Genomic DNA, 12,734 nt, shown 5'->3' with positions numbered 1-12,734 from the left:
ACATCCTGAAGGAGAGGGGAATCCCTTCAGGATTTTCCATTACACTTCTCTTCGAATGGCTCTTAATACATCTATTTTTGTGGCGCGCTGCGCCGGTCTCCAGCCGGAAAAAATGGTGACAATGAAGCAGATTGCCATACTGCTGATGGTTAATGTCCAGGGAATATAGGAGAACAGAAGTCCTTCGGGAAAAGCCTCATCAAAAACATGTTCAAAAACGAGGGGAAAAGAAAAGTTAACGAGAGAACTGATTCCGTAAGCAACAACTGATCCGATTACGGCACCTAGGAAGCCGATATAACTGCTTTCCAATAAAAAAATACTTTTTATTGTTTTTGGCTTGGCCCCGATCGCTTTCATAATCCCAATGTCCGGCGCCCGTTCTGTTACCGCCATCGTCATCGTGTTATAAATTCCAATAGAAGCAATAATGATTGCGATTGTGCCAATAAAGAGTAATCCTGTTTTTATAATCATAAATAGCTTGTTCACTTGCTTCATTTCATCATGGATGGAGTAGGTGATATAGTTGTCGGCATCCAGCTTTTCAATAATATCGGACACCGCTTGCGCGTTTTGCGCGTAAATTTTTACACTGTCATACGTTTTTTCTTTTGCACTATTTTTTTCTGGATTGCCGCGAGGAGTTCCGGTGAATTTTTCAACCTCTTGTAAGATGGTTTCAGAAATATACACATTCGAGATGCTTAGCCAGTCTTTTGCGGGCTTTTCGGCAACCCCGACAATCGTAAGGGGAAATGACGCTTTCGTTTCTTTCCCATCATTGATTTTGAGCACTTCCATGTCCACCGTTTTCCCAACTACACCGTCTTTAAAGGCAAGCTCGTTCTTTAAAGTCCCGTCTTTATGATAAGGGGCGACACCATCTGGAGCCTTGTGTGACAAGTCTTTTGAAAAGGTGTGGCTAACGACAATTTCATTGTCTTTTGCCGGAAGCCTTCCTTCAGAGAGTTTGAACCCTGCTTTTAGTTCTGAAGGAAAGTGGGGGACGAAAGCTTCGGCAGAAGCAGTGAATTCTCCAATTGTAAAAGAGGGAGTCTGCTGTAAATTTTGCCTGCGTGTCACAACTTTCACATTTTCCAGCGCTTCGAAATATTCAATATGCCTGTCCGTCAATTGATCAATGCTTCCCGCTTCATTTTCTTTTCCATTGACATCAATTTCCGTCACAAGCCGGCCTTCCAGCATTTCTTTTATTATAGCTTTATGAAGTCCAAAGCCTACAGACGCCAGGACAATCAAAAATGCACACCCAATCGCTGTTGCTACAATCGTCATGAACATCTGTCTCTTATTCTTTTTCATATTTTGTTTAACAAATCGGAATTGATCTTTCAAACTCATGGAAGAACACCCTCCATCATTTTGCCATCCGCCATTTCGAGAATCCGACTTCCCATTTGCGCCACCTTTTTATCATGGGTGATGACTAAAAAAGTAATACCAAGTTCATTATTCAGTTCTTTCATAAACATCAGCAAGTTATCTTCCGTTTCACTGTCCAAACTTCCAGTCGGTTCATCGGCAAGGATCAGAGGGGGATTGACAACAAGCGCGCGTGCGATACTGACACGCTGCTGCTGGCCTCCCGATAACTCACTGGGATAGTGAGACTTGTATGTAAGTAAGCCAACCCTTTCCAATGCTTCATCCACTTTCATACTTCGTTCGGCTTTCCGCATTCCTTTTAAAATAAGCGGGAGTTCAATATTTTGAAAGGCGGTCATGCTCGGGATCAACTGAAAGTTTTGGAAGATAAACCCGATATGATGGAGACGGAACTCGGCAAACCTAGACTCATTCAAATTTGTAACGAACGTTCCTCCAATTTTCACCTCGCCCCGATTTGGTTTCAGGAAGCCGCTTATGATATTCAGCAACGTGGATTTGCCTGAACCGCTTCTGCCCATAATGGCAACCAGCTCACCTTTTTTTACTGAAAAGGATAAATCTTTCAGTACGTGAATTTTTTGCGTTGCCCCTTTTCTCCCCACTCGAAAAGCATGACAAAGATTTTTAACTTCAATCATCGTGATCCCGTCCTTTGAAAGATGCATTTATCTATTAGACGATCGAAAGGAAAGAAATACTACAAAAAATATTTGTAAATATTTTCCCTAGTTGCCGCAAAGGATAATGTTTAAGGGAGATGATGTCATGAACGCCGTTTTCCAAGCAGCCACTATTCTGATAGCAGCAATCCTGTTGTTACGGTTATCCGGAAGAAAATCAATTGCCCAAATGACCTTGCCCCAAACGATTGTCATGCTGGCGGTCGGGACTATTCTCGTCCATCCGATCACAGATAAAGGTGTGGTAGATACATTCGTCGTCATTGCAACGTTTGTGGTCACATTGCTGCTGTTAGAATTTTTGCAGGTAAAAATAAATGGATTTGAAAAATTATTGACGGGAAAGTCCAGAATCGTCATTCAAGACGGGGTTTTGAATGTTGCTGAATTAAAAAAGTTGCGGATGACGGTTGACCAGTTGGAAATGAGGCTCCGAACGAGTGGAATTGAAAAAATTGAAGATGTAAAAACAGCCACAATTGAACCGAATGGTCAATTGGGCTACGAGCTAATGGACGATGCCAAACCGTTGACCGCAGGCGAATTCAAAAAGTGGATGGAGGTTTATTTGCAAAGCAATCATAGTGACCTGGCACCGGGTCAACAGACCGACAATCTATTTAAAGAAATTCAAGACAATGACAAGAAAAATCCCAAATATCTTCAGTGACAAAATGCAGGGTGCCAGTCAATCACCCTGCATTTTTTAGTTGGTCAAAGAACTTATTGCAACAATAAATCCCTGCTCTATGAATGTAAGAGGTCGATTCGTTTTTTAAAAATCTCAACCAGAAGCATCCAAAGGCAGTGAGGAATGCGGCCGGGTATAGCGGTCAATGGCTCCACGACATAAAGGTGTCAGGGATTCCGGAAAGAAAAAACGCATAAAGAAGGCAACCTTAGTCGAAGAAAACTAACAAGCGGAAATGCTTCAATAAGCGCACTTCCGCTCTTCCGCGGCTAAAAAAAGAGAGCGTTTTTTTCTAATAAGAAGGCCGCCACCGCTCATCGCTGTTAAAAAAGCAGGGATGATCAAAAGAAATTTTCCTGTTAAATTTGTACAAAAGCCTCTAGTAAATCTTAGGAAGTCTTGACTTGGAATCGGCGAGTAACTCAAAAAAGGGTTTGTATTTTCCAAAAGACGTGAGTAAATCGAAAAAGTGGATCGTATTTTTCAAAAGTCGTGAGTAGATCGAAAAAGTGGATCGTATTTTCCTAAAGTCGTGAGTAGATCGAAATAGTTGATAGTAAATGGAAAAAGTCGCTAGTAAACTCCAAAAAAGACAAGTAAATTGTCGATTGTAAAGTAAAAAATATTCTGAAATATAATTCAAAGAAATTCCGGAAACAGGAAGATAATCTCGAAAAAAAGCGGATAGTACAAATAATCTTATCATCATTTTTTGAAATTCCCACTCTAATTTCTTTTTGAACCGCTGATTTACTCGAATGAAGCTCCTCTATTGACGGCATAATGATACAATAATCAAGGCTTGAATAAATTTTACATAATACTGTAGGGAAATCCCGGTGCCCTGCGTCTATATAGGTGACGTCGTTTGAGAGGGGGGAGAGAAGGGTTGGATGATCAGCTCATTGAAAAAATCAAGAGCGGAAATGACCATGCGTTCCGGATACTCGTTGAGAAATACCGGAATCTGGTCTTTCATACTGCATATGGCGTTTTGCGCAATGAAAAAGATGCGGAAGACGCCGCGCAAGAAGTATTTCTTAAAATCTATACTTCTCTCCCCCAATATGAGAAGCAAGGTTTTACAACGTGGGTTACAAGAATTGCTGTCAATCATGCCATTGATATCAAAAGAAAGAAAACGCGAAGACATGAAGAAATGAATGTTGAGTATGAGGAAAAGAGTCATGCCCCGCCTGGAGAAAGTGTTGAACTACTTGTGATCCAACGTGAAAGGAAACGGCTTATCCGCAAAAGACTGAATGAACTTCCTGACAATTACAGGGACGTTGTGGAAGGTTTTTACATAAAAGAACAGACTTATGAAGAACTGGCTGAAAAACTGGATGTAAAATTGAAAACGGTCGAAGTAAGATTGTACAGGGCAAGGCAATGGATGAAAAAGCACTGGAAGGAGGATGATTTTTCATGAACCACCAGACGTATGGGCAATGGCTCCAGTATGCCAAAGACGAACTTGATGAAGAATTGCGTGTTCAATATGAAAACCATCTATACAGTTGCGACCACTGCCTCGAGCTGTACGTAAAAGCCGTTGAGGAAGCGGATTATCCTTCTCTCGCTGATTCTGTTGGAGCAAGCTTTTCTGACTCGGTGATGAAACGTATTGAAAAGCCGAAAGAAGTACCGCGGGAAAAAGCGGACGGCAATATAAAGAAGCAAACATTGATGCATTACGGGGTGGCTGCTGCCATGACGTTTTTACTAATGTCTACCGGGGCATTCTCACAATTGGTGAACATAGCCAGTACCTTTGCCGCCAATGAGGATCGTTCCATCGTGAATGGCTTTTTGCAAAACACTGATTCTATTACTGAAAAAATTGAAACCACCCTTGAGGAGGAAAATAAAGATGAATAAAAATCCGATCATTGCATTTTTGCTCGCCTTCTTTCCGGGCGGGGGGCTCATGTATCTCGGAAAAGTATTACGCGGGCTTTTTTATACGGCTATCGTATTTGGCTTTCCGGTCCTTTCAGTGGTGGCGACCGGTGTTACTAACAGTGATTTTTTCCTTGTATTTGCTTTTGGCGGGCTGATCATGTATATCATCAATTTTATTGATACGACGATCACCGCCTCAAAGCTATACAATCCTAACGAAGTGCTACCCGACGGACAATTGATGGAAAAGACACCAGATTCGGAACGTTTTTTTGCCATCATTCTCTCTTTCGTTCCCGGGCTTGGCCACTTTCAACTAGGATTGGTTTACAGGGGAGTAACACTGCTTGCCATCTTTATCGGGCTGGCTGTTATGGTGCTTTTCGTGGCCATGATGTCAGGATATAGTCAATTTCTTATTTTCCTGGGAGCACTTCCGCTCATTTGGGTTTATGGATTTTTTGATATCATGCAATTGCTTGAACGGAAACAGAAAGGGGAAACGCTTGAGGACATCTCCGTTTTGGAAGACCTGGAAAAGCGGAGAGCGGGCGGTAAAAAAAGCAAATCAGTAGCTGCGTTGCTTTCTATCATGCCAGGGGCGGGGCACCTGTATCTTGGCCTGCAAAAACGCGGAATTCAACTGATGGCGGCCTTTTTGTTCTCCATCTATATATTGGATGTGTTAAGCCTGGGTCTTTTCCTTTTTATCATTCCGATCATTTGGTTTTACAGCTTTTTTGACAGCATGCAAAAAGCCTCTCTATACGGTACCGGGGAAGTAGAGGATGAGCCACTCGTATCATATCTGGCCAATCACCAGAAATGGCTTGGTTTAGGTTTAATTGTTTTGGGTTTTTATTACCTGGTTATGAACATTTTTATTCCGTTAGCTGAGCCGGCACTTGAAGAATTTCTAAATACGAATTTTTACGATTTTGTCTACGGTTATCTCCAACAGGCGATTCTATGCCTGATCTTGATCGGAGGCGGGATTAAGGTATTAATGGGAAAAAAATCAAGCGCGACAGCCAAAGAGGGGGATGCGAAATGAGAATGTGGAGAGTTGGCTCATTTTCCATGGGGGCCGCCCTATTATTATTGGGCTTGTTCCTTTTATTAACCCAGGTTTTCCAGTGGGATCCCGGATATGTATTATTGTCCTGGTGGCCAACGCTGCTTATCATTTTAGGTCTTGAGATCCTCCTTTATTTGAGAATAGCGAAAAAGGAAAATGCTGCAGTCCAATATGATTTTATTAGCATTATTTTTATCGGTTTAATCGGAACGGCAGGTGTCGCCATGGTACTTGCCCATTCAACGGGTATATTGGCGGTGGCGGAGCAAGTCATGAAGGCGGAAGTGAGAACGGAGAACTTGCCGAAATATGAGGAAACCTCCTTGGCGGGGGTCAAGCGAATCGTTGTGGATTCCTGGTCCTACCCGCTTAACATCGAAGGGACCCAAGAGCAACACGTTTCTCTATTTGGGACGTATGAAGAAGAAAAGGCAAGTGAAACTTCCTCGCCCTCATTAAAAGAAGTTTCAGATTACGCACTCGTTGAAAAAAAAGGCGACACCTTGTTTATCAAAATGAAGGAGCTTCCGTATCATCGGTTTTCCGAACATTTGACCGCCGAAGCGACATTACTCGTGCCAACGGGAATGAAGTTGGAAGTGGATGCAAAAAACCATATGATCAAAGCGAGCCCCCGGCAAATAGAAAACGATTGGAAAATCGAGGGAGCAGGAGTTGTTGAAGTGAAAGCGGAAAAATCGGCAAACATGAATATTTCCGTTGAAAACAGTCACAATCTCGGACAAGGGGACTGGGAAAATGTTCAAGATAAAAGCAACGAAAGAGAAAATAGGGGAGAGTATGGCCCTCTTTCAGCTACTATGACGATTGGAAATGGCGCACACACGCTAACAATCGTCGGAGCTGATGCAGTAAATGTCCACTAAGTAGATTTTCTGGAGAAAAAAAGGTATGATTGTTGAGGAAAGATCTTTCGAAAAAATCTTCTTACAATACATTTCAGGAATTTTTGGTTGTTAGCTGATGAAGGATGGATGTACATGAAAAGAGCACGAATAATTTATAATCCCACAGCCGGGCGAGAAATCTTTAAACGCCATATTGCCGAAGTCCTTCAAAAACTGGAAATGGCCGGCTATGAAACTTCTTGCCACGCGACAACTGGTGCGGGCGACGCGAAAAAAGCTGCACGTATAGCTGTAGAAAGAAAGTATGATGTTGTCATCTGTGCGGGCGGGGATGGAACGATCAATGAAGTGGTCAACGGCCTTGCGGAGCAGGATTACCGTCCAAAATTGGGTGTGATCCCCACGGGAACAACGAATGACTTCGCCCGTGCTTTGCAAATGCCCCGGGATATAGATGCCGCCGTCGATATCATTACGGCTGGCCATACGATCCCAATTGACATCGGCAAGATGAATGACAGTTACTTTATCAATATTGCCGGAGGCGGAAGACTGACCGAACTGACGTATGAAGTACCTGCCAAATTGAAAACGGTCCTTGGACAGCTTGCCTATTACTTAAAAGGTATCGAAATGCTGCCATCTATTCGTTCCTCAGAAGTGAGCATCGAATATGACGGGAAACTGTTTGAAGGGGAAATCATGTTATTTCTGGTCGCGCTGACAAATTCCGTTGGCGGGTTTGAAAAACTGGCGCCGGACTCTTCCATTAACGATGGCTTGTTTACATTGCTTATCTTGAAAAAAACGAATCTGGCCGAGTTTATCAGAATTGCAACACTCGCACTCCGGGGAGAACATATCAACGATCCCAATTTAATTTATTCCAAAGCAAACCATATCAAAGTCAAGTCGAAAGAAAAAATGCAATTAAACATTGATGGAGAATATGGAGGACTTTTGCCAGCCGAGTTTAACAACTTGTACAGGCATTTGGAAGTATTTGTACCCATTGATGACATCAGACCTGAAGACAAGGCAGAGTAAATGGAAATAGAAAAGCAGCTCCTTTTGCCTACCGTGGCAATCGCCAAACGGTTTAATGCAAGAGCTGCTTTCTATCACATTCACATTCTTGTTTACGATAATAGTTTATATAAATATAGTTCGTCAATCGGCTTTCCGTTGATCATCAGTGAATGGACCCTTTCGCCCTCAACTTCAAAACCAAGCTTTTTATATAGTTCGTAAGCCTTTTCATTGTGTTTTATCACTGTAAGGCCGAGTCGGGTCACCCCAACTTCTTTCGCCCACCGGAAAGCCTCCTTCAACATTTTTTCGGCAACACCTTTTCCCCGGTGTTCCTCTACAACTCCGGTTACAATACGGGCAGAATGCTGGTTTCTTGTTGTTGTCCCGCCGAGGACCATCACATAACCGACCAGTCTATCCTCTTCTTCGGCTACAATGATTGTAGAATTGCTTTGGAGAAGAATTTTTTCAATGCGTTGCTCTTCCTGTTCTATGCTCGTTTTTCTTTCTCCAGGATCAAACAACATCATATTGGAAGAATCGATGCTTACAAGTAAATGAGTAAACTGCTCGGCGTCCTCCAGGCGGATATGCCTGATGTTCATAGGCGTCATTCCTACTTTCTATTCAAATTTTATTTACCGCTTTTTTCGGAATAAAACCCGATGAGAAGCGCGATCGAAGCTGCAGCCATACACCCCATAGCTAAAATGAGCCAGAAAAGAATCAAGTCTAAATTGGTCATACTTCTGGCGAAAATAATAAATCCAATTCCCAAGGCTACTCCTACAAAAAATAAAATCGAACCTGTCGTATATCTTTTCCCTTTTTGGATATTTCTTTTTGTTTGTGTAACCCCCCAAGCAGTTAACATTCCAATAATTATAAATGCTAAAATCAGAGTCCATAAACCGCTGGACATACTAACTCCCCCATTTCACCAGTTCTATTTTACCATAATTTACGAAATCTCGCAGTTTCCCCTTTTTTGCAGTAGTAAAAACGGCGGAGAAACAGAATGTCATGTGACATATGTTGAGAATGGCTATGAACAACAGTAGAATATACATTGAAGAATTTGAAAAGAAAGGAAGCTTTCATGAAAAAGATCATAATCAGTGGGATGTTGTTTGGGATGCTGTTGCTGGCAGCCTGTTCACAGTCAGGGGAAGAAAAACCACAAGATGATTCAAATAAAGATCAACAAGTCGCTGCTGCGGATATTCGTGAAGAAACGAGCGGGACAACGGTGCTTCCCGAGTTTTTAAAAGAAAAGCCGGAAGACATGCAAACGATTTATAAAGCGGCGGCACTTAACAAAGATTTATTGGAGAAAATGCCTTGTTATTGCGGCTGCGGAGATTCTGTCGGGCATAAAGACAATTATGATTGCTTTGTTCATGAAAATAAGGAAGATGGTGCAGTCGTATGGGATGATCACGGTACAAAATGCATCGTTTGCCTGGAAATTGCCGCAAAAGCGGTGATGGATTTTCAGGAAGGAAAATCGATAAAGGAAATACGTTCTGAAATTGATCAAAAATATAAAGAAGGTTATGCAGATCCAACACCGACAGAAGAAGCATAATGTAAAGATGCGGGAGTCTGGGACACAAATAAATCAGCTGATGAAATAAAGAATAATAAAGTGAAACTTCATTCAGTAGGGCTTCTACTGAATGTTAGTTGAACGAATCGGGCATTTAGGTGCCGTTTTCCCTCACTCAGACCTTTTGTATTCATTCAAGATTTTGAAGTGGGAGTCCTACGGCTTTGCTTGTGTCCCATACTCTTCTGTTTATTGTAGAAAAAAGCCGTGAAAAAGCGGCCGCACGCTATGTTATGTATGGGTTCATCGACTCATCATGTTGTGAGCCACTCTTCCACCATCCCGGGCAGATCATTGCATGTAAAATCGGATAAACTTTACCAAAAAAATGACCATAAAACAAAAGCGGATGAAACATCATTCCGCTTTTTTTGTGTGTAAGTGTGCCGTTTCATCGATGCTTACGGTTAATTTATAACGAAACGTATTTAATGGGACACCTTTTGCATAAATATGTAATGCGGGACAAGCGGGCGGGTGAAAATAGCGCGTGCCCCTGAACCCAGATTGGATAGAGGAGTTGAACTTTATGCGAGTTGTTGTGCTAGGAACCGGAATGATTGGCAACTTAGTCGTATGCGAGATTGCCAAAAGTGAGGCAGTTGCCGAGGTACTGGCGGTAGATGGTTTACAAAAGAATTTGGATCAGTGTGTATCGCAGGCGAATAATGCGAAAGTAAAAGGCAAACTGGCACAATTAAACGAGGTTGAAGGCCTGACAGACGTGATGCGGGAAGCTGATATTGCGATCGCCTGCTTGCCCCATTCCCTCAGTTTTCTGGCTGTGCAAGCGGCGATATCAGCAAAGTGCCACCTCGTGGACTTAGTCGGCTCTCAATATGTAGAAAAAGAAAGGTTAAACGGTGCCGCACAAGACAGTAACGTCTTGATCGTACCGGGGTGCGGTGTCGCGCCTGGAATTGTAAACGCTTTAGCGGCGCGTGGAGCTGAATTGTTGGACGAAGCGGATGAAGTGACAATGATTTGCGGCGGGTTACCCCGTCATCCCAAACCCCCATTATGGTACCAAGTCGTTTTTCGCTTGGAGAGCGTGATGAAACTGTACACAAGGCCAGCTTTGGCAGCTGAAAATGGTAAAATCATTGAATTTCCCCCACTCTCGGGATTGGAAGATATTCATTTTCCGGAACCAGTGGGCGCGTGCGAGGCTGTTATTACTGATGCCCATAGTGTCCCCCATACTTTAAAAAATAAAGTCAAAAAAATATATGAAAAAACAGTGCGTTACAAGGGTCACTGGACCAAAATGGGGGTTTTGGCCGAGTTGGGATTTTTGGATGAAAAAACACTCAACATAGACGGCATTATGATCAGTCCGCAACAGGTGACGACCGCATTGTTGGAGCCCAAACTTAAAAGCGGCTCCATTGAAGATACAACCGTATTAAGGGTCATTGCAAAAGGAAAACGAGATGGGGAAACAGCAACATTTACATGGGAGATGGTCGACCTGTACGACCGGGAACGTAACATTACTTCGATGGCGAAAACGACAGCTTTTCCAGCAGTAGTAGTGGCAGATTGGATGGCGAGAGGCAAGATTGCTGATCAGGGCGTTCTCCCGATTGAACAATTAATAACTGGAGAGAAATTTCATGGTTTCATGACAGAGTTGAAGAAGAGAGGGATTACGATTTCGTTTAACAAAAACTGATCACAAGCAGTTGCCCATATTATACTTGGAGGAGAAAATATGGAAGCGGCCGAACACTTAGGCATTGTTTCGATCATTCCGGCAACGGTTGCCATTGCTTTGGCTTTTATAACCCGAAATACAGTTTTTTCTTTGGCTGTGGCCTGCTTTGTCGGTGTCTTATTTGCGGGACAAGGATTAATGGGCTTTCCTAACTTATTAAAAGATTCTTTAGGAACGACGAGTTTTTCGTGGATATTTTTACTGGAATTGTTTATTGGTATTTTAATTGCCTTCTTTCAGCGCACCGGGGCCATTCAAAACTTTACAAAGATAATTGATAGGAGAAATTTAACCCGTGTCAAAACACAAGTCCTCTCATGGTTATTAGGTATGTTTGTTTTTTTTAGCGATTATTTCAGTCCGCTATTTGTCGGATCAACGATGCGAAATGTATCAGACAAGGCAAAAATTTCGAGGGAAAAACTAGCGTACATCGCAGATTCGACATCTGCTCCCGTCAGTGTCATGATCCCGATTTCGGGTTGGGCAGTTTATATTTCCGGGCTGCTGATCGGTTTAGGGAGTGTTAGTGATCAATCATCTGCGATAAATGTATTTGTCCAATCGATTCCATTCAATTTTTACGCCATTCTGTCCGTCCTTTTCGTTGGATTGTTGGCTCTCCGGTTCATTCCTGAATACGGTCCCATGAAGGAGGCGGAACGGCGTGCGATGGAAGAAGGAAAAGTATTGCGTGATGGGGCTGAGCCATTAATGGGGGAGGAGTTGACGAATACACCTCCTTACGAAGGGATAAAAACGAATATTTTTTTGAACTTTTTCTTTCCGGTCGCTATTGTCATTTCGATCGCTGTCGGGACCTTTATGGCTGTTCAATCTGCCAAAACGATGGAAGCGTTCTTGGCGGCCGTTGTCGTGCTCGGTATCATTATGCGAATTCAAGGCATCCCATTGCAAGAAATCATGAAAACGGCTACAGATGGAGTGAAGGGAATTATGCCCGCCGTTATTATTTTGGCGTTTGCTTATTCGCTTAATCATTTGAGTCAACAACTGGGGACTGCATCTTATATTGTTTCGATCACTGAAGGGTGGATGTCGGCCAGTTTACTGCCACTACTAACCTTTCTCATCGCGGCGGTCATTTCATTTTCGACAGGCACGTCTTGGGGAACTTTTGCGATTATGATTCCCTTATCGGTTCCGATGGCCTTTCATTTTTCAGGAGGAGAAATCAGTACTGTGGTGCTTGCCACCATTGCCGCAGTCGCGGGAGGCGGTGTCTTCGGTGACCATTGTTCGCCGCTTTCAGATACATCCATTTTAGCTTCAACGGGGGCAGCTTCAGATCATATTGATCATATTAGGACACAATTGCCATACGCTTTAACGGTTGCTTGTATCGCCGCTATTTTATATCTTGCGATTGGCCTCATCTTTATTGGTTAGGAGTGCTATTATTTACAGAATATTATGTGTTATCTTGTTTTCTATAAAAAGAATCATTTATCAGATTCCAATTCTGGCTTAAAAAGATAATAGGCAAGCAGGAGGGAGACCAAAAACCGAATACCAGATTTGCTGGATACCCCTAATCGAGGAAGAAAAAGCGGACTTGATACCCGTTATGTAAAGGTAAACGAACCGCATCTATATTGTTAGACGCAGTGTAACAATCGAAGAGGGCCTTTATTGTGCAAAAAGGTGCTGCCCGTTTCTAGGTTTCCACGATAATTTGGTCGTGATAATCGTTCTTCGAGCAATCGGGTGTTCATCCCG

At 42.7% G+C, this 12,734-nt stretch carries 13 protein-coding genes; 9 read left to right on the top strand and 4 right to left on the bottom strand.

The features are described 5' to 3' along the window. Positions 1-39 precede the first annotated feature (39 nt). Both NST31_RS05230 and NST31_RS05225 read right to left on the bottom strand, forming a co-directional pair. Positions 40-1,365: an FtsX-like permease family protein gene (locus tag NST31_RS05230; RefSeq protein WP_339164337.1), complete on the bottom strand. Its 1,326-nt coding sequence runs from the start codon at positions 1,363-1,365 to the stop codon at positions 40-42. Further along, a complete protein-coding gene (locus tag NST31_RS05225) occupies positions 1,362-2,051 on the bottom strand; it encodes an ABC transporter ATP-binding protein (RefSeq protein ID WP_339164335.1) in 690 nt (229 codons plus the stop codon). The genes NST31_RS05230 and NST31_RS05225 overlap by 4 nt, the downstream gene beginning before the upstream one ends. Before the next feature lie 127 nt (positions 2,052-2,178). Here NST31_RS05225 and NST31_RS05220 point away from each other — a divergent pair, with 127 nt between their 5' ends. The 6 genes from NST31_RS05220 to NST31_RS05195 all read left to right on the top strand — a co-directional run bounded on the left by NST31_RS05220 (position 2,179) and on the right by NST31_RS05195 (position 7,683). Continuing rightward, positions 2,179-2,763, top strand: coding sequence for a YetF domain-containing protein (locus tag NST31_RS05220; protein WP_339164333.1), 585 nt, complete (start codon positions 2,179-2,181; stop codon positions 2,761-2,763). 910 nt (positions 2,764-3,673) lie between these two features. Beyond that, positions 3,674-4,216 (top strand): sigma-70 family RNA polymerase sigma factor, encoded by a 543-nt coding sequence (locus NST31_RS05215; protein WP_077110079.1) that lies wholly within the window; start codon positions 3,674-3,676, stop codon positions 4,214-4,216. Then, the gene (locus tag NST31_RS05210) at positions 4,213-4,665 is read left to right on the top strand and encodes a hypothetical protein (RefSeq protein WP_339164330.1); all 453 of its coding nucleotides are present in this window, start codon (positions 4,213-4,215) and stop codon (positions 4,663-4,665) included. The genes NST31_RS05215 and NST31_RS05210 overlap by 4 nt, the downstream gene beginning before the upstream one ends. Then, complete coding sequence (locus tag NST31_RS05205; RefSeq protein WP_339164326.1) at positions 4,658-5,743, top strand: hypothetical protein; 1,086 nt, start codon at positions 4,658-4,660, stop codon at positions 5,741-5,743. Before NST31_RS05210 ends, NST31_RS05205 begins: the two co-directional genes overlap by 8 nt. Further along, entirely contained in the window at positions 5,740-6,654 is a 915-nt protein-coding gene (locus NST31_RS05200) for a hypothetical protein (RefSeq protein ID WP_339164323.1), read from the top strand. Before NST31_RS05205 ends, NST31_RS05200 begins: the two co-directional genes overlap by 4 nt. Before the next feature lie 114 nt (positions 6,655-6,768). Beyond that, a complete protein-coding gene (locus tag NST31_RS05195; RefSeq protein ID WP_339164319.1) occupies positions 6,769-7,683 on the top strand; it encodes a diacylglycerol kinase in 915 nt (304 codons plus the stop codon). 92 nt (positions 7,684-7,775) lie between these two features. Here the strand turns inward: NST31_RS05195 and NST31_RS05190 are convergent, their stop codons facing one another. Together NST31_RS05190 and NST31_RS05185 are read right to left on the bottom strand one after the other, a co-directional pair. Further along, complete coding sequence (locus tag NST31_RS05190; protein ID WP_339164317.1) at positions 7,776-8,273, bottom strand: GNAT family N-acetyltransferase; 498 nt, start codon at positions 8,271-8,273, stop codon at positions 7,776-7,778. 29 nt (positions 8,274-8,302) lie between these two features. Continuing rightward, the gene (locus NST31_RS05185) at positions 8,303-8,590 is read right to left on the bottom strand and encodes a hypothetical protein (protein ID WP_339164314.1); all 288 of its coding nucleotides are present in this window, start codon (positions 8,588-8,590) and stop codon (positions 8,303-8,305) included. Between the two features lie 177 nt (positions 8,591-8,767). Between NST31_RS05185 and NST31_RS05180 the strand changes: the two genes are divergently transcribed. The 3 genes from NST31_RS05180 (at position 8,768) to NST31_RS05170 (ending at position 12,404) form a co-directional block, all read left to right on the top strand. Further along, a complete protein-coding gene (locus tag NST31_RS05180) occupies positions 8,768-9,256 on the top strand; it encodes a PCYCGC motif-containing (lipo)protein (protein ID WP_339164312.1) in 489 nt (162 codons plus the stop codon). 550 nt (positions 9,257-9,806) lie between these two features. Then, positions 9,807-10,952 carry a saccharopine dehydrogenase C-terminal domain-containing protein gene (locus NST31_RS05175; protein WP_339164309.1) on the top strand — a complete coding sequence of 382 codons (1,146 nt, stop codon included), beginning with the start codon at positions 9,807-9,809 and terminating at the stop codon, positions 10,950-10,952. A 39-nt stretch (positions 10,953-10,991) separates the two neighbouring features. Then, complete coding sequence (locus tag NST31_RS05170; protein ID WP_205178071.1) at positions 10,992-12,404, top strand: Na+/H+ antiporter NhaC family protein; 1,413 nt, start codon at positions 10,992-10,994, stop codon at positions 12,402-12,404. Positions 12,405-12,734: the final 330 nt, after the last annotated feature.

Origin of the sequence: Siminovitchia sp. FSL W7-1587, from assembly GCF_037963795.1 — a bacterium.
Classification (GTDB): Bacteria; Bacillota; Bacilli; order Bacillales; family Bacillaceae_C; genus Siminovitchia; species Siminovitchia thermophila.
The sequence above is the reverse complement of the archived record's forward strand: the minus strand, read 5'-3'. Positions and strand labels throughout refer to the sequence as shown.